Source organism: Maritimimonas sp. 2405UD52-3, from assembly GCF_056591715.1.
The window spans coordinates 297172-314411 of record NZ_JBWQOL010000001.1 but is presented as its reverse complement, the minus strand read 5'-3'; the positions used below and the strand labels follow the sequence as shown (position 1 = coordinate 314411).

The 17240-nt window shown below is 33.9% G+C and carries 19 protein-coding genes; 5 read left to right on the top strand and 14 right to left on the bottom strand.

Going from position 1 to position 17240, the window contains the following annotated elements; genetic code table 11:
• Window positions 1-98 precede the first annotated feature (98 nt).
• The 5 genes from AC1EU5_RS01450 to kbl are packed head-to-tail and all read right to left on the bottom strand — an operon-like array spanning window position 99 to window position 3297.
• Complete coding sequence (locus AC1EU5_RS01450) at window positions 99-479, bottom strand: hypothetical protein (protein ID WP_480190564.1); 381 nt, start codon at window positions 477-479, stop codon at window positions 99-101.
• Window positions 476-1231 carry a UDP-2,3-diacylglucosamine diphosphatase gene (locus AC1EU5_RS01445; protein WP_480190563.1) on the bottom strand — a complete coding sequence of 252 codons (756 nt, stop codon included), beginning with the start codon at window positions 1229-1231 and terminating at the stop codon, window positions 476-478. Before AC1EU5_RS01445 ends, AC1EU5_RS01450 begins: the two co-directional genes overlap by 4 nt.
• Before the next feature lie 2 nt (window positions 1232-1233).
• A complete protein-coding gene (locus tag AC1EU5_RS01440; protein ID WP_480190562.1) occupies window positions 1234-1722 on the bottom strand; it encodes a 6-pyruvoyl trahydropterin synthase family protein in 489 nt (162 codons plus the stop codon).
• A gap of 6 nt (window positions 1723-1728) precedes the next feature.
• A complete protein-coding gene (locus AC1EU5_RS01435) occupies window positions 1729-2097 on the bottom strand; it encodes a VOC family protein (protein WP_480190561.1) in 369 nt (122 codons plus the stop codon).
• Between the two features lie 6 nt (window positions 2098-2103).
• Window positions 2104-3297 carry a glycine C-acetyltransferase gene (kbl, locus tag AC1EU5_RS01430; RefSeq protein ID WP_480190560.1) on the bottom strand — a complete coding sequence of 398 codons (1194 nt, stop codon included), beginning with the start codon at window positions 3295-3297 and terminating at the stop codon, window positions 2104-2106.
• Window positions 3298-3403: 106 nt separating this feature from the next.
• On the opposite strand from kbl, the gene AC1EU5_RS01425 reads away from it, so the two are divergent.
• Window positions 3404-3757 carry a hypothetical protein gene (locus AC1EU5_RS01425; RefSeq protein WP_480190559.1) on the top strand — a complete coding sequence of 118 codons (354 nt, stop codon included), beginning with the start codon at window positions 3404-3406 and terminating at the stop codon, window positions 3755-3757.
• A 65-nt stretch (window positions 3758-3822) separates the two neighbouring features.
• Here AC1EU5_RS01425 and dprA read toward each other — a convergent pair whose 3' ends face one another.
• Window positions 3823-4935, bottom strand: a complete 1113-nt coding sequence (gene dprA, locus AC1EU5_RS01420) for a DNA-processing protein DprA (protein ID WP_480190558.1) — start codon at window positions 4933-4935, stop codon at window positions 3823-3825.
• 90 nt (window positions 4936-5025) lie between these two features.
• On the opposite strand from dprA, the gene AC1EU5_RS01415 reads away from it, so the two are divergent.
• Window positions 5026-5961: an HU domain-containing protein gene (locus AC1EU5_RS01415; RefSeq protein WP_480190557.1), complete on the top strand. Its 936-nt coding sequence runs from the start codon at window positions 5026-5028 to the stop codon at window positions 5959-5961.
• Between the two features lie 83 nt (window positions 5962-6044).
• Window positions 6045-6557, top strand: coding sequence for an acyl-CoA thioesterase (locus tag AC1EU5_RS01410; protein WP_480190556.1), 513 nt, complete (start codon window positions 6045-6047; stop codon window positions 6555-6557).
• Here the strand turns inward: AC1EU5_RS01410 and AC1EU5_RS01405 are convergent.
• The 5 genes from AC1EU5_RS01405 to AC1EU5_RS01385 form a co-directional block, all read right to left on the bottom strand.
• Window positions 6543-7775, bottom strand: a complete 1233-nt coding sequence (locus AC1EU5_RS01405) for a murein hydrolase activator EnvC family protein (protein ID WP_480190555.1) — start codon at window positions 7773-7775, stop codon at window positions 6543-6545. The genes AC1EU5_RS01410 and AC1EU5_RS01405 overlap by 15 nt on opposite strands.
• A gap of 34 nt (window positions 7776-7809) precedes the next feature.
• The gene (gene lolB1 / locus AC1EU5_RS01400) at window positions 7810-8583 is read right to left on the bottom strand and encodes a lipoprotein insertase outer membrane protein LolB1 (protein WP_480190554.1); all 774 of its coding nucleotides are present in this window, start codon (window positions 8581-8583) and stop codon (window positions 7810-7812) included.
• A 1-nt stretch (window position 8584) separates the two neighbouring features.
• The gene (locus AC1EU5_RS01395; RefSeq protein WP_480190553.1) at window positions 8585-9532 is read right to left on the bottom strand and encodes a tetratricopeptide repeat protein; all 948 of its coding nucleotides are present in this window, start codon (window positions 9530-9532) and stop codon (window positions 8585-8587) included.
• Between the two features lie 49 nt (window positions 9533-9581).
• Window positions 9582-10589: a sugar nucleotidyltransferase gene (locus AC1EU5_RS01390; RefSeq protein ID WP_480190552.1), complete on the bottom strand. Its 1008-nt coding sequence runs from the start codon at window positions 10587-10589 to the stop codon at window positions 9582-9584.
• A gap of 107 nt (window positions 10590-10696) precedes the next feature.
• Window positions 10697-12727 (bottom strand): ComEC/Rec2 family competence protein, encoded by a 2031-nt coding sequence (locus AC1EU5_RS01385; RefSeq protein ID WP_480190551.1) that lies wholly within the window; start codon window positions 12725-12727, stop codon window positions 10697-10699.
• A 301-nt stretch (window positions 12728-13028) separates the two neighbouring features.
• Here AC1EU5_RS01385 and AC1EU5_RS01380 point away from each other — a divergent pair, with 301 nt between their 5' ends.
• Window positions 13029-14354, top strand: a complete 1326-nt coding sequence (locus AC1EU5_RS01380; protein WP_480190550.1) for an MATE family efflux transporter — start codon at window positions 13029-13031, stop codon at window positions 14352-14354.
• Window positions 14355-14406: 52 nt separating this feature from the next.
• Here AC1EU5_RS01380 and lpxB read toward each other — a convergent pair whose 3' ends face one another.
• From lpxB to surE, 3 genes are read right to left on the bottom strand one after another with little or no spacing between them, the layout of a single operon-like run.
• Window positions 14407-15516: a lipid-A-disaccharide synthase gene (gene lpxB / locus AC1EU5_RS01375; protein ID WP_480190549.1), complete on the bottom strand. Its 1110-nt coding sequence runs from the start codon at window positions 15514-15516 to the stop codon at window positions 14407-14409.
• Window positions 15517-15519: 3 nt separating this feature from the next.
• On the bottom strand, window positions 15520-15798 hold the full coding sequence (locus AC1EU5_RS01370) for a hypothetical protein (protein ID WP_480190548.1): 279 nt from the start codon (window positions 15796-15798) through the stop codon (window positions 15520-15522).
• Window positions 15798-16568: a 5'/3'-nucleotidase SurE gene (gene surE, locus AC1EU5_RS01365; RefSeq protein ID WP_480190547.1), complete on the bottom strand. Its 771-nt coding sequence runs from the start codon at window positions 16566-16568 to the stop codon at window positions 15798-15800. Before surE ends, AC1EU5_RS01370 begins: the two co-directional genes overlap by 1 nt.
• Window positions 16569-16695: 127 nt before the next feature.
• Between surE and AC1EU5_RS01360 the strand changes: the two genes are divergently transcribed.
• Window positions 16696-17211 carry a hypothetical protein gene (locus tag AC1EU5_RS01360; protein ID WP_480190546.1) on the top strand — a complete coding sequence of 172 codons (516 nt, stop codon included), beginning with the start codon at window positions 16696-16698 and terminating at the stop codon, window positions 17209-17211.
• Window positions 17212-17240: the final 29 nt, after the last annotated feature.

Here is a 17240-nt window from a genome sequence, read left to right as displayed (position 1 = left end):
TTTGTTCTTTGTCATTCTGAACTCGATTCAGAATCCATATCAAATTCTATAATGGATTCCTGCCTTCGCAGGAATGACAAATATTAATCTTTTTCAACTCAGTATTTTAAATCCTCCCTTTTGATTGAAGAAAGATTTTCCAAAGATAAATTAAGCAAAGAATCAATGTTACTTTCAATTGACTTAAACCCTTCTTCTTCAACTAAAAATTTTTCAACGACAGGTCTCTTGCCCCATTCATTAAACTCATTGGTCCAAGCAAAATTATAGAAATTCCATAATTTTTGGTTTACTCCTTTGGCTTCAAAAACCGGTTGTATAATAATCGCCTTATTAATTTCCTCATCATTCCAATCCAACCTTCTTTCTTCAAATTTGATTAATTCATTAGGATAATGAGGCCTATCTTTTGAATGCTTTGCGCCTAATCTAAAAGCTAAATTTTTAAGCTTAGTTTCTATGTTTCTGAATACATTCACCTTTTCAACTCAGCTTTTTCTCCATCAAAAACTGCAAAGGTAAAATGAGTTACCCAATCACCGGTATTGATATAGGTTGATGTTTTATTCAACTCAATGGTCATTGGTAAATGCCGATGCCCAAACAAGAAATAATCATAATGCTTGGTTTCCAATTTTCGCTTGCAGTATTGTACCAGCCATTCTTTTTCCTCTCCTAGAAATTTGGCGTCTTCGTCTCCAGAGATCAACTTATTCTTAGTAGACAAATACACTCCCAATTTCATCCCAAAATCAGGGTGTAACCATCTATACAACCATTTTGATAAAGGATTTGTAAATACCTTTTTCATGCGCTTGTATCCTTTATCTCCCGGACCTAATCCATCGCCATGTCCTATCAAAAAAACTTTATTGTTTATGACAAATTCTTTAGGTTCATGATACACCGGTATCCCTAGTTCAATTTGAAAATAATCATGCATCCACAAATCATGATTTCCTACAAAAAAATGAATCTCTATTCCACTATCTTTCAACTCAGCTAACTTTCCAAGTACACGAACAAAACCTTTAGGAACTACGGTTTTGTATTCAAACCAAAAGTCAAATAGATCACCCAACAACAAAATAGTATGTGCATCTTGCTTAACTTCATCTAACCAAGCAACAAATTTTTTCTCACGTACTAAACTATCCTTATGGTTAGGTAAACCCAGGTGTTGGTCAGAAGCGATATATACTTTCTTGTTGGCTGGAAGATTGATGGTCATCTTTACTTAAAGACGTTTAAGGCTTTTTGATATTCATCTAAATGCTGATCAGAAGCAAACCATTCAGCATAAGAATTTTGTGTTTCATATAATTTCAATGAATGCAATTTAACACTTTGCGGTAAATGTTGTTGAATGATAGATGCAAAATCAGCAATCATATTTTCACTGGTAGGTTGATAATCGACCAAAATAACTTTCGGTGAATGTTTCCTGATGTCTTCAGCTAGTTCTGCATGTGGTGAGTTTTTATTCAGGATGGTTGCATGATCAAATACATCTACTATCTGCGTTTTTATGATATGCTTCAAATCTCCAAAATCCAGTACCATGCCATTTTTTACATGTTCAGGGTCATTTATAGGACTGCCAATAACAGTAACATATAACTGATAACTATGACCATGCACATTACGGCATTTACCATCATAACCATACAAGGCATGTGCAGTTTCAAAGTCAAAATGTTTAGTGATACGTATAATACTCATAATAGCCTATTTATTAAACTTACCGAAATGCCATAAAACTCCTGATGGATCGTGCATGAAGAATTCTTTTCCCCAATCAAATTCCTTTATTTCAGTAAACCGAACACGCTTATATTTTTTATGAAGTTCTTTTTTTGACAATTCTAATAAACAAGACTCTACATTGTCAACTTCTAAAAAAATCATAGAGTTATCTATCCAATCTTTTACATAATAGTTTTGTAAATAAAACCCCAGTTTTTCACTTACCATAAAAAAGCACATAGTTTTATCTATTTCAATCTCTTCAAAGCCTAACTCTCTATAAAAAGATCTAGACTCTTCATAATTCTTTGACCCAATAAAAGCTCTTATAGATTTTGATTGAAGGTTCATTTTCTATTATATAACATTTAATTGTTTCCCAACCTTAATAAAGGCAGCGATGGCTTTATCTAAATGTTCTTTTTCATGGGCCGCCGATAGTTGCACCCTGATTCTTGCTTTTTCCTTAGGTACCACTGGGTAGAAGAAGCCAATTACATAAATACCTTCTTCTAAAAGAGCATCTGCCATATCTTGTGACAGTTTTGCATTATATAACATTACCGGAACTATAGCTGCATCTGCACCTACTAAATCAAAACCTGCAGCTTCCATTCCTTTTCTAAAATAGTTAGTATTCCACTCTAATTTATCGCGCAATGATGTGTCATTTGCTAACAGGTCAAAAACCTTAATAGACGCACCCACAATAGCTGGAGCCAAAGAATTAGAAAATAAATATGGTCTAGATCTTTGACGTAAAATATCAATAACTTCTCTTTTAGCAGTTGTATATCCACCCATAGCACCACCCAATGCCTTACCCAAGGTTCCGGTAACTATATCAACTCTATCCAAAACATTTTTTAACTCAAGTGTTCCTCTTCCCGTTTTGCCGATAAACCCAGCAGCATGACACTCATCTACCATCACCAATGCATCATATTTATCTGCTAAATCACAAATGCCATCAAGATTTGCTACAATGCCGTCCATAGAAAACACCCCATCCGTCACAATAATTTTAAAACGAGCACCATTTTCATTAGCCTCTTTTAATCGAGCCTCAAGTTCTTCTAAATTATTATTTTCATAACGGTAGCGAGCAGCCTTACATAAGCGTACGCCGTCAATAATGGATGCATGGTTCAATGAATCAGAAATAATAGCATCTTCCTTTGTTAATAATGGTTCAAAAACTCCACCATTGGCATCAAAACAAGCTGCATATAAAATGGTGTCTTCAAAACCATAAAAATTCGCGATTTTTTGCTCTAACTCCTTATGAATATCTTGTGTGCCACAGATAAATCTTACAGACGACATTCCAAAACCATGGGTATCCATAGCGTCTTTTGCTGCTTGAATTACCTCTGGATGATTTGATAATCCTAAATAATTATTTGCACAAAAATTAATGACCTCTTCCCCTGTAGAAATCTTAATCACTGCTTCTTGGGGTGAAGTAATAATTCGCTCTTTTTTATATAAACCGGCATCTTTAATACCTTGAATTTCATTTTGTAAGTGCTGTTGTATACTTCCGTACATATACTATTTAGATTTTCTTAATTAGTCAATTACTTAGCACAAAGGTAATTGAAATCTGAGACTAATTGATCAGGAAGGATTAACTTTGTCCGTCAGAAATTTGACTATGGCAAGAGACGAGATTTTAAAAGAACGCTGGGAACAATTAGTTGCCATTTTATCAGATAGATTTTCTGATGGTGAAGACCTAGATATTGATGGTATCATTTATATGATTGGTGTTCAGGAATTAGGACAAGGATATCGCACTTTTAAAAAGGATGAAAAGCTTAACCTAATGCATATTGCCATTTGTAGACTTTTAGAGCCTCTTGGTTATTATGAATTTGATTTTTTTGATAGTGATGGTTGGCCTCATTATAAAGTAAAAGAGGAATTACCCTTTTTAAAACCTGGTGAACAGAGTATTCTCATGAAAGAAGCCATCGTCAACTATTTTTTAGAGAAAGAGGTGATATGAATGTCATATTGAGCAAAGCGAAATATCTTGCTTTAGATTCTTCACTATGATCAGAATGACAGTATTTAAATAGCTTCGAAAATTTTTCCAGGTAAAGGTCTTATAACAGATTTTAGTTCAAGATTCAACAATACTGTTGCTGTTTTATGAATAGGATGATTACAGTGCAAAGCGATAATATCTAATTGTTGTTTCCCTTCCTTCAACAAATACTCATAGATTTGTTTTTCATCATCATTTAGATCTATAAACAGTGGTTTTTGAACTGACTTTTCTTTTTGCTCTTTAGGGTTTTTCCAATTCAAAATATACGCTAAATCCTTTGCTGATGTTAGTACTGATGCCCTATTTGTTTTGATTAAGTTATTACAACCTAAGCTATACGCATCAGTAACTCTTCCTGGAAGCGCAAATACATCTCTATTATAAGAGTTTGCAATATCGGCAGTAATAAGCGACCCACCTTTTTCAGCTGATTCAATAACTAATGTTGCTTGTGATAAACCAGCTACAATTCTATTTCTTTTTACGAAGTTTTCCCGATCTGGTTTTGAGCCAGACCAAAAATCAGTAAATAATCCCCCGAATTCTTGCATTCTTTTTGCCTCTATTTGATGTGTGGGAGGGTAAATTCTATCTAGGCCATGTGCTAAGACCGCTATGGTTTGTAAATTATATTCCAAAGCTTGCTGATGTGCAAAAATATCAATCCCGTATGCTAATCCGCTTACTATTATTGGATTGAACTCTTTTAAATCTTTAAATAAATCTTTTAGAAAATCTCTGCCATAGGCCGTGATTTTCCTTGTCCCCACCACGCTTATAATATGAGGATTACCTAAATTCATCCTGCCTTTTTGAAATAGAATTAGTGGTGCATCATAACATTGCTTTAAACGCTCAGGATAATGATTGTCGTAAAAAGAGAGTACTTCAATGCTATTTTTTTCAATGAACTTTAACTCTTGGGTAGTTTTTTCAAAAACAGCTTCATCCTTTAGTGCTTTGATAATGTTATCTCCTATGCCTTGAATCCTTCGTAGATAAGCTTTCTTTTCCTTAAAAACGGCTTCGGCACTTCCACAATGTCTTATAAGTTTCTTGGCATTGACATCACCAACACCTTCTATCTGTGAAAGTGCCATTAAATAAAAAAGTTCTTCAGTACCTAAAGCCATAGTATTACCTCAAATGTATGTAAAGTTTGTGTTAATAAAAATTAGGTATACCTCTTGACTAGCTTTCATTTTTTTTTACTTTTGTTCGTAATGAAGCTAGCCGAATATATTAGTGACTTACTCTATCGTTATGAGTGTGTGATTGTACCCGAATTTGGTGGCTTTGTAGCCAATTCTAAGTCAGCTTATATTGGTGAAAATTCTAAGACTTTTTACCCTCCTTCTAAACAATTATCATTTAATAATCACCTTAAGAACAATGATGGTCTGCTAGCCAATTATATTGCTTCTGTTGATAAGATGCCTTATAAATCTGCCATAAACTTCATCAATTTTGAAGTGCAGCAATGGAAAGAAACGCTTCAAAAAGAAGATATTGTCATAGACAATGTGGGTACGCTAAGTTTAGAAAATGAGCATGTTATTTTTGAACCGCAAAAAAAGATCAACTACCTCACACAATCTTTTGGTTTGGATTCATTTGTTGCTCCTGAAATTAAACGAGAGACTTATGTAAAAGAGGTAGAAGAGCTTGAAGAAAAAGTCCCTCCTATATTGGTTACTGAAGAAAAGAAAAAATCTCATGATTATCTAAAATATGCCGCTATTTTCGTTATTGGCCTGTCATTGATTGGTTTGCTTGGTAATGTGCTTTATAAAGACTATCAAAATAAACAACAGGTTATCTCTTTGAAAAAGCAACAGGAAAAAGTAAACGCTAAAATTCAAGAGGCTACATTTATTGTGAGTGATCAATTACCCTCAATTACTTTAAATGCCAAAAGAGCATCTTTACCTTTTCATGTAATTGCCGGTGCATTTCGTTTTCCTGAAAATGCCGATAGAAAAGTACGCATATTGAAGGAGCAAGGTTTTGAAAATGCCAGAATTTTAGGCGTAAATCAATGGGGACTTACCCAAGTATGCTTTGACAGTTTTGACGATCGTTGGGAAGCATTAAAGTCATTAGAAGTAGTTAGAAAAACTATGAATGATGAAGCCTGGTTGTTAGTACAAGACCTTTAATATCTCCGTTAGATTTAACTATCTTTGTCCCGATTTTTTGACCAATTATTTCATTCCGCGAAAGCGAAAAACACATCTATTTTATGAAGGCAAAAACGCCAAAAGAATCTTTAACTGTAATGACCGATTTGGTTTTGCCAAGTGAAACCAACCCTATCAACAATTTATTTGGAGGTGAGTTATTAGCACGGATGGATAGAGCCTGTAGTATAGCTGCCAGAAGACATTCTAAGCGCATTGTAGTTACTGCTTCTGTAAATCATGTAGCATTTAACAAGGCTGTGCCAGTTGGTAGCGTTGTTATTGTAGAAGCTAAAGTATCAAGGGCTTTTTCTTCTTCAATGGAAGTATATGCCGATGTATGGACAGAAGACCGTGAAAGTGGGCAAAAAACCAAGGTAAATGAAGGTATTTATACTTTTGTTGCCGTAGATAGAACCGGAACACCCGTAAAAGTTCCTGCTATAGAACCGGAAACTGAATTAGAAAAAGATCGCTATGATAGTGCTTTGCGAAGAAAACAATTGAGTCTGGTCTTATCGGGTAGAATGAACCCTAGCGAAGCTACAGAATTAAGAGCTTTATTTACTCGCTAATGCCACTGCACCGCCTCTACTGATCCAAGGTTCTGGATTTTGCTTACTGGTATTTTTAAACAATCCAAACTCTAGAATAGTTTTCCCTGTAACAGCATCTGTATGAACGGTACCAATTTCTTGTTTGGTTTTTAATATTTGACCTCTTTTTACTACTACATTTTTGAGGTTCTTATATACAGAAATGTAGTTCCCATGTTGAACCAGAACCATCTTCTTTCTACCAGGCTGCAACTGAATTGCTAATACTTTGCCTTTAAAAATAGAGCGAGCCTTTGCATTTTCTTCTGTAGCAACATGCAAACCATGACTCTGAATAGTAATTCCAGCTAGTGTAGGGTGCTTTTGCTTGCCATACTTTCTTACAATAATTCCGCGTTCTGTGGGCCAGGGTAAACGACCTTTATTCGCTACAAAATCGTTACTTATTAGCTTTTCTTCAGGTGTCATGGCAATGCCCGATGTACGTGATTTTGTGTTTTTCTTTTTAGATCTGGCAATTTCTTCAGCTATCAATTTTTCAATTTGCCTATTTAAGGCATTTTCTTGTTTCTGAATCCGTTGTACCCTAGCTATATACTTCTTTTCTTTGTCTTTAACTCTCCGAACCATACGCTCTTGTGAGTTCTTTTCTCTCTTAACGCTGTCTTGTTCTTTTGTATGCAAGGCTAAGAGTAATACTTTTTCATCTTTTTTATTAGTCAATGAGTCATTGAGAGTTGCTATTTGTTGATGTCTTTTCTTAATTTGCTCACCTTGTGATTTCCTATAACTATTGTACTGTTTGATATACTGCATTCGCTTATATGCTTGCGCAAAACTCTTAGAAGAAAGCAAGAACATTAGATTGTTTTGTTTTGCCTTAGTTTTGTAAGAGTGTACAATCATATTGGCATATTCATCTTGTAATTTTTTTAAAGATGTTTCAAGTTCAACTATCTTAAGTTCATTTTCTGTGATTTCTAAGGTGAGCTTTTTCTCTTCTTGGTCAAGGGTTCTAATTAATCTTGAACGCGTGGCAATTTTTTTATTCAAATCGCCCAATTCAGATAATAAAGCTTCTTCTTGTTGTTTAGATTTAAATAGAAGATTATTAATTTCTTTCATCTCTTTTTGGAGACGTTTACGCTTACGCTCAAGCTCCTTTTTAGTTTGAGCAAAAGACGAGAACGAAACTGCTAGCGATAGTAGCATGAAGAGAATCAATCGAAGCTTCATGTATGCAAAAATATTTTTTTTCTTAAAAAGAAACTCATTTTAGCTTGATTTCTTTATATCCAGCAGGAATAGCAAAAGGAAAATTTACTGATTTATTGAACTCCACCGTTCGGTAATCAACATCAATTGTAGTATTGTATTTACCATCAAGGGCAGCAATACGTAAGGTCTTTGGAAAGGTTTCCCCTTCTATTGTTTCATAGTTTTTATAATCAACCTGCAACGTAGTATCGTTATCTAGTTGTGTTACTTGCTGTCTATTAACTTTAAAGTGGTCTCCGCTTATACTAAACAAAAAATCAAAAAATTCATCTGATTTCCTTGGTGTTAATTCAAAATCACGCTCTTTTAAATCAACTTCATATTTCTCATTTTTTAGATTAAGAATTGCCTGGCCTAATAACAAATTCTGAACTTTCTCAAAATTAAGGTCTGCACCTAACCATCTACTGAGCAAACTAAAATCGCCTTCAAAATATGTCTTATTGATTTTTTCGTAATAACTTACTTTATTATTAGTTATTAAAGCCTTGCCGATAGGAAATCCAAGTTTAGATAAGCTTATCCAAATGGTATTGTCTTTTTTAATGCGCAATGAAGCTGTAACCCCTGGCAACTCATTCTTCCCTTTATATTTGATTCGCATTCTTGCCGTCAGGGTTTCTTTATCAAAATTATTGGCATAATGATTTTTGATCACCTTATTGGCTGACATAGCTTTAATTGTTGAATCTGTGATTACTTTCTTTGACTTACAAGATACCGCGAAAAGAATGACTATAAATAGATATGTAATTTTTCTAATCATTTTATTGTGATTCTTTTTCTCTGGCCTGTGCCGCCTGTTTATAATATTTAGAAGCTTGAATGTTTTGCCCCAAACCTTTATAAGATAAACTCAATTGGTCATAAAACTCAGCTTCTATAATATAATCATCAATAACATAATCTATACCATTTTGTAAAATAGTGACCGCTTTGTCATATTTCTTTAACTTATTTAATGCTTTTGCGTACATTAAATAAACTAAGGGTTGTGCAGGAAATAGTTCTATACCTTGTTCTCCATGCTTTTCCAAGGAAAGGTAATCTTCTTCTTTAAACTCTTTGATTAGTATTTCACTCAGTAATTGAAAAGTCTTTTTTTCTTTAAATGAAGCTCTTAACTCAACCAATGTCTGTTTACTTACTGGCTTACCTGTTTTTGCAACTTTTCCTGTCTTGTTAGATGATGGCATAAGTGATTGCTTGAAGGGTACTAGGTTTTCTGTGAGCATTCCTTTTTCTTCAAGTTCAATCAATAAGTTTCTAGCCTCTTCAATCTGATTATTTCTGATATAAAGTATAATCAAATCTTCTTGATATATTGGGTTTTGGGCAACTATTTGCTGTTGAACACCTAAAGCTTCTCGATATTTTCTTTCCGTTACTAAAATATCCTTTAAATGCTGCAACATGAAGATATTTTGAGGTTCTGCAATCAGCGCTTTTTTAACATAAGAGGTAGCTTCAAAGCTTTTTTCTAAAGCGTAGTAGTTTTTTGACAATTCAAAATTAACTGCTACATCATCTGGCTTTATAGATTGGCAGATGTCTAAAGCCATAATAGCTTTATCATAATTACCGATCGCCCTCTGACTTAATGCTTTAAAAAAATTCTTCTCAAAATTTAAGAGCCGTTGCTCTTCCTGAAGTTCTTTTATATTCTTTTGAGTAGCATAGGCTTGTACAAGCGAATCATTCTGTGAAAATCCCATAAAGGAAACACAGAAAAATAACAGATATATAATTCGCCCAAACATTGTTCTAAACCAATTGAGAGTAATCACCTATACTCACAGAAGTATAATTACCATTATATACAACGTTATTACCTATCATTGCATTGTCTAGCTTTGCATTTTTAACAGTTGTATTTGTTTGGATCATAGAATTTTTAATAGTTGAGTTCTCTATTGTGCTATTATCTCCAATAGAAACATGGGGGCCAACAGTTGTATTAACAAGTTTTACATTTTCGCCTATATAACAAGGTTGAATTATTTCTGAATTCTCTAACATTACAGAGTCAGAAACTAAGTTTTGACCTTCTGCATGCGCAAACTTTAAAATCCTACCATTCGTTTCAACAGTAATCTCCTTGTTTCCACAATCCATCCATTCATCTACTCTACCAGGAACAAATTGCATGCCCTTTTGCTTCATATTCTCTAAGGCATTGGTTAGCTGATATTCGCCTTTCTCTTTGATATCATTATCTAACAAATACTGTATCTCATCTCTTAGTATAGCACCATTCTTGAAGTAATAAATACCAATGATGGCTAAATCAGATACAAATTCTGTCGGCTTTTCAACAAAATCAGTGATTATACCGTCATTTAATTTGATAACTCCATAAGCACTTGGGTTTTCAACCTGCCTTACCCAAATAGCGCCATCCGCGTCAGCATTCAATGTAAAATCAGCTTTAAACAAGGTATCTGCAAATGCCACTACACAAGGTCCTTCTAGTGATTGTTTAGCGCACTGAATAGCATGAGCAGTTCCTAATGCAGTTTCCTGAACAGTAACTACACCTTTTGCACCCAAACTTGAGGCAATATTCAATAATTTCTCTTCTGTGTCCTTAGGAAAAGTAGGGCCAATAACAAAAGCAATCTCTTCTACATCTTGATTCAATACCTTTACAATATCCTCAACCAAACGCTGTACGATTGGCTTTCCAGCAATTAAAGTCAATGGTTTAGGCACTGTTAATGTATGTGGCCTTAAACGCGAGCCAATGCCCGCCATAGGTACAATTATCTTCATGAAAGTATCTCTTTTTTATAGTCGCACAAAGCTACACAAATTTAATGGCTTTACTATGTAACGATAGCATCTTGTTTATCTTGTGCTAAAGAACAAATTCTAACTCCTTACCAGCTTTCTATACATGCGCCATCTTCATATGTATAATGAAATTTAATGTTTCTATTATTACAGGATTCTTTCCATTTTTTGACATAACTTTTGTAATTGGATGCGTCCGCAACAATTTTTTGAGGTTGGTAGAGGTTCAATAACCTATCTAAATTTATTTTAGGAGAATGACTTAATAGCAAGACCTCTGGTTTTATTTTCTTAATATTTTGATAGACTCCTAAACTGTCTATAATCATAAGTTTTCGATCATTAAACTGGTAAACATTTTGAATTGAGTTTGTTTGTACTGTATTTATCCTGTTAGCAATTTTATATGGTGTATAAATGCTAATATTTACTGAATCTACAGATGAGAATAAGTTCAAAGTATTTCTTTCTTTTATTCCAATCAACGTTTCCTTGTTTTTATTAAAAATGATGAGCTCTCTTTTACTGTTCAATGTAAATTTTTCATAAAGAAAAACAGAAAGCAATAATGAAATACTTATCAGCATAAAACTTAATCTTTTGACATCTTTATGTTCAAAAAATTTAAAAAAAGTGATAATCACCATATAGCTAATAACTACTAATGCAATTGAAAAAGAAATCTCTTGAAATAAAAATGATTCTTGTTGAGCTATCCAGTCGATTATATTGTTCATCATTGCAATTACTTTTTCAAAAATGTCAGCAAAAAACAGGGGTAGTAGCTGAGATAACGATAATAGAATAGTGACGATTCCCATTCCTAGGATAAGCCCAAGAGCTGGAACAATAATCAAGTTTGCCACAAAGAATAAGGCTGGAAACTGATGAAAATAATACAGACTCAAAGGGAGCACGCCTATTTGAGCAGCTATTGAAACTGTAAACAGTTGCCAAAAACAATCAACAAGTTTTAATTTAGGTTTCCAAATACTATACAAGATAGGTTGTAGCCAAACAATAAAAAATACAGCTAAATAGCTCAATTGAAATCCGACTTCAAAAAGGTAATATGGATAGAATAGTAGTAAAAAGAACATTGAAATGATCAAGTTCTTAAACACACCATTCTTTCTTTTCACAGCAAGACCTATGGCAACAGCGGTAAACATAGTGACAGCCCTCACTACTGAAGCTGACAAACCTGCTATAATTGCAAAACACCATAATAAAATAACAACCAATGCCAGCTTGATATATCTTCCATTTTTGATCCGTTCAATAGGCCTAAATAAAAAGTTTAGTAATAACAAAATTATACCAACATGTAAGCCAGAAATGGCTAATATGTGTATTGCTCCAGCTTTTGCATAGTTGTCTAAAAGGTCTTTTGATATTTCCTGACGTTGCCCTAACAGCAATGCATTGATAATGGCTAGCTCATCACCAGAAAATCCGTTATTCTTCAATGCCTTATTTGCGTTCTCTCTAAATTGATGTGCTATTCCTTTTAGGCTTACCTCGCGCTTATCCAACTTAAGAACATCTTCTTGACCAATGTAAGTTTGATGATAGATTTGCTGTTTCTCTAAGTACTTTTTATAGTCAAATTGATATGGGTTTTTAGGCTCATTGATTTCTACTAATTCAGTTTTTGTTACAATAAAATCATCAACTCTTAATTGTTTATAAATAGAGTTATTTTTAAAATTAATAAGCAACTTACCTTTAACCTCAAATGAATCTGCTTGAAACACTTCGGCAACATATTTATCATAATAATCGTTCGGTTTTAAGACTTTCTTAATTCTTAATCCCAAATTAATTGGTTGTTCGCTTAAAGAAAAATGAGAATAGTGGTCCTTATAATTCCGTTCATTCTTTAATGACATCAATGCCAATCCTATCAAACAAAAAGTTAGATATGTAAAACCAATAAATAAAAAGCTCTTCTGTGATTTCTTTTTTGAAATCACGTATGCCCCAATTAGCAATAAGAAGGTAAAACCAACTATAGTACTGATTACTTTTATTTCAATATTGAAAAAATATCCAATAATAATACCGATAACCAGACTTATTGTTAGCTGTAAAGGAATATATTGAAATGGCTTCATTAAGTTAAAAATAGTCATTTTATGTATTCAAGGCCTTCAATTACCGTTTGTTTGAAAAACCAAACCATTTGTTAGGAAAACTTTTAGAATCGTTGTTTTCATCTCCTTTGAATGCGTTCATCCCTTACATTTGAAGTATTCAAAAACTATTTGGTGCTATGGTTATGTAGGAGTTCCCATAGTTACTGATAAAATTTAGAGTTATTAAATTAAGGTCTCAATGCTTCTCATGTCATTGAGACTTTCTTTTTTTATCCCATCTGTATTTACGAAATTCGTTTGCTTAAAGAAGCACCTTTATTTGAAATCAAAAATTTCATTTAAGCAAATAAATCAATTAGCCATTCCGGCAATTATTTCTGGTATTGCAGAACCGCTGCTTTCAATTACTGATACTGCTATTGTGGGAAATGTAGAATTAAACCCAGTAGAGTCGTTGGCCGCAGTTGGTATTGCCGGGTCTTTTTTATCTGCTTTATTCTGGATACTCGCTCAAACTAGATCGGCTATCTCAGCAATTATTGCTCAATATTTAGGCGCCAAACGACTTGAAGAAGTAAAAACATTACCTGCTCAGATCATTACCATAAATGTTGTGCTAAGTATTCTTATCTATGGTATTACTATTCTATTTGTTGAAGGTATTTTTAGGCTCTATAATGCAGAAGGGTTAATCTTAAATTATGCAACAGATTATTATAAAATTAGGGCTATTGGTTTACCTCTAACTTTATTTACCTTTTCTGTTTTTGGCGTGTTTAGAGGTATGCAAAACACCTTTTGGCCCATGGTGATCAGCATTATTGGTACTACTTTAAATATTGGTTTAGACTTTGCGCTTGTCTTTGGTATAAAAGATATTATTCCAGCCATGCATATCCAAGGAGCGGCGTATGCTAGTGTTATCTCCCAAGGAGTTATGGCCATTATTGCTTTAGTATTGATGCTACAAAAAACTCCTTTTACCCTTAAGTTAAAACTCCCTTTTAATAAAGAAATAAAACGATTAATCAGTCTTAGTTTTAATCTATTTATCAGAGCTGCTGCGCTCAATATTGCGCTCTATTTTGCCAATGCCTATGCTACAAAATATGGTGATCATAATATAGCCGCGCAGACTATTGCGTTTCAAATATGGCTCTTCTTTGCCTTCTTTATTGATGGCTATTCCAGTGTTGGTAACATAATTTCTGGAAGGCTTCTAGGTGAACGTGATTATAAAAATTTATGGTTACTGAGTATAGACCTTACCAAATATGCCGTAGTTATAGCTATTATTTTAGGAGCTGTTTGTTTCATCTTTTATCTTCCTATTGGACAACTTTTTACTCAGGATAATCTTGTTTTAAACTCTTTCTATGCCATTTTTTGGATTGTTATTCTCATGCAACCACTTAACGCTATTGCCTTTGTGTTTGATGGCCTATTTAAAGGATTAGCAGAAGCAGTTACATTGCGTAACACTTTGTTAGTTGCCACCTTTCTAGGGTTTATTCCTGTACTTCTAATAGGTGATTATTTTAATCTGAAATTGCATGGTATTTGGATTGCCTTTACCGTTTGGATGCTTTTGCGTATGGGTATTCTTGTTGTTATGTTTAGAAAGAAATATTTAGTTGAAAATTAAAGCTTAGAACGTTGTTAGTTCTAAGCGCCTAACCTTTGGATTAGGTAAGTATCTAAGAAATAGATTCGTAAATCAGCTTTGCCGCTATTGCACTTGCTCCTTTTCCTCCTAATTTCTGCTCAAGTTCATTATAATCTTCAAAAAGCTGGCTTCTATGTTTCTGATCTAATATTTTGGCAAGTTCTTCTTTTAATCGTTTACTGTTAAAATCATTTTGAATGAGTTCAGTTACTACTTCTTTATCCATAATTAAATTCACCAAAGAAATATAATCTAATGTGATAATTCTCTTGGCAATATGATACGAAATAGCACTACCCTTATAACATACTACTTGAGGAACTTTAAACAACGCTGTTTCTAAAGTAGCAGTTCCTGAGGTAACCAGTGCAGCATGACTTATTGATAGCAAATCATAGGTTTTGTTATCTACAAACTTTACATCTGTATCTTTAATAAACTGTTTATAAAACTCATAGTTTTGGCTTGGTGCGCCTGCAATTACAAATTGATACTCTTCAAATTTTGCAACCATTTGAAGCATTACTGATAGCATCTTTGTGATCTCCTGTTTTCTACTTCCCGGTAGCAGTGCTATAATGGGTTTATCGCCCAATTCATATTCCTTCCTAATCGTTTGCTCGCCTGCCTGAGGCTTATCTGCAATAGCGTCTAATAAAGGATGACCTACAAAGTTCACATTATAATTATACTTCTTGTAGAAATCTTTTTCAAATGGTAAGATCACGTACATCTGATCAATATCTCGTTTTATCGCTTCAACTCTTCCGGCTCGCGAAGCCCATACTTGTGGTGAGATATAATAGTTCGTTCTAAATCCTGATTTTTTCGCCCATTTGGCAATTCGTAAGTTAAACCCAGAGTTATCAATGAAAATAATCACATCAGGCTTGCATTGTGCAATATCTTTTTTACAAAAGGAAATGAGTCCGAATATCTTGCGTAGATTCATTATGACTTCTGCAAACCCCATAAACGCACGTTCCTTGTAGTGAGTAACAAGTTCTCCACCTACTTGTTGCATCAAATCACCTCCCCAATACCTGAAATCTGACTTTGCATCCTGTTGTTGTAAAGCCTTCATCAGATTAGAACCATGAAGGTCACCAGAAGCTTCTCCGGCAAGGATATAGTACTTCATCTGTTATAAAAACTGGGCAATCAAAATCAAAAAAGCAGTAAAAAAAGTAGCAATCAAAACACCTCTGGCTCTGTAATCTTGTCGCTTCTTTATAAACAGAAAAAAAGCCGCAAGATTTGGTATAGCAGCAATACTCAATACCATTCCTAGTAATTTCTTTTGCTTTATCACGCTTAAAGCTTCATTAAAAGTTCCATCCAATGCAAACTCAACATATAAATAAAAACCACAAGCGGTGGCGGCCAAGCCAACTAATATTCCTATTAAAATTTCCTTTCGCATTACAGATCCCAGTTGTTTAATTTTTGAATATAATGATGTGCCGTTAAGTCAAATTGAACGGGCACCACAGAAATATAGCCATTGGCCAATGCCCATTCATCAGTATCTTCACCATGGTCAAGGTTTACAAATTTACCACTCAACCAGTAGTAATCTTGACCAAGCGGATTGGTTCTTTTGTCAAAATCCTCTTTCCAAAGACCATAGGCTTGACGACATATTTTAATGCCTTTAATTTCATCTTTTTTTAGCCTTGGAATATTAACATTCAACACTACACTTTCGGGTAATTTGTTCTCTAAAACACTTAATGTGATTCGCTTTACAAACTCTTTTGCGGGTCTAAAATTAGCATTCAAATTGTAGTCTAATAATGAAAACCCAATAGCAGGAACGCCTTCTATACCGGCTTCTACAGCTGCGCTCATTGTTCCAGAATAAATAACATTAATAGAAGAGTTAGAGCCATGGTTAATTCCAGAAACACATAGGTCAGGCTTTCTATTTAGAATCTCATTCACTGCCATTTTCACACAATCAGCAGGGGTGCCAGAGCAGCTATATTCTAGTTGAGGACCATCATCTACATTCAAAGGATTGCAATGTAACACATCATTTACAGTGATAGCGTGACCCATACCACTCTGTGGGCTATCCGGAGCCACAACTACCACATCACCAATTTCATTCATTACAGAGATAAGAGTTCTAATACCAGGAGCGGTAATTCCATCATCATTAGTAACCAGAATTAAAGGTTTGTCAGCCATAGAATTTTATTAAAGTAACAAAACTACCATTTTTTTAGTGGAAGCAAAGCAATTTTGGTTTAACATTTCATTAGGACAAATACCATTTGAAAATCAGTATTTTTACCTGCCTTTAATCCCTACATTTATGCGAAAAATTCTCCTTTTTCTAGGATTTTTATCTTTTGTTTTCAGTGCATTTGCACAAGATGCTTCAAAGAATTCCTGCCCATGTTGTACTGACAATTATAATTCATTTGATTTTTGGTTAGGTGACTGGATGGTATACGATGTTGATGGAAAAATTGTGGGGAAAAATCTAATTACCAAAGAATATGACAATTGTGTACTCAAAGAACAATGGACATCATCAGGAAAGAATAGAGGTACCAGCTATAATTATTATAATTCTAAAGAAAAAACATGGAATCAGGTATGGGTGGACAATTCTGGCTTCAGTTTAACGTTAAAAGGTAGTTATATTGACAATAAGATGGTGTTAAAAAGTGATTTACAATCCAATGACAAAGGAGAGTTTTACAACCAAATCACTTGGGAAAATAACAAAGATGGCACTGTTACTCAAACTTGGGATGTGTTGAATAAAAAGAACGAAAAGGTTCAGCAACTTTTTAAAGGGATATACAAAAAAACTGTTAAATAGCCAGTATATTGAAGAAATGGCACTATTTT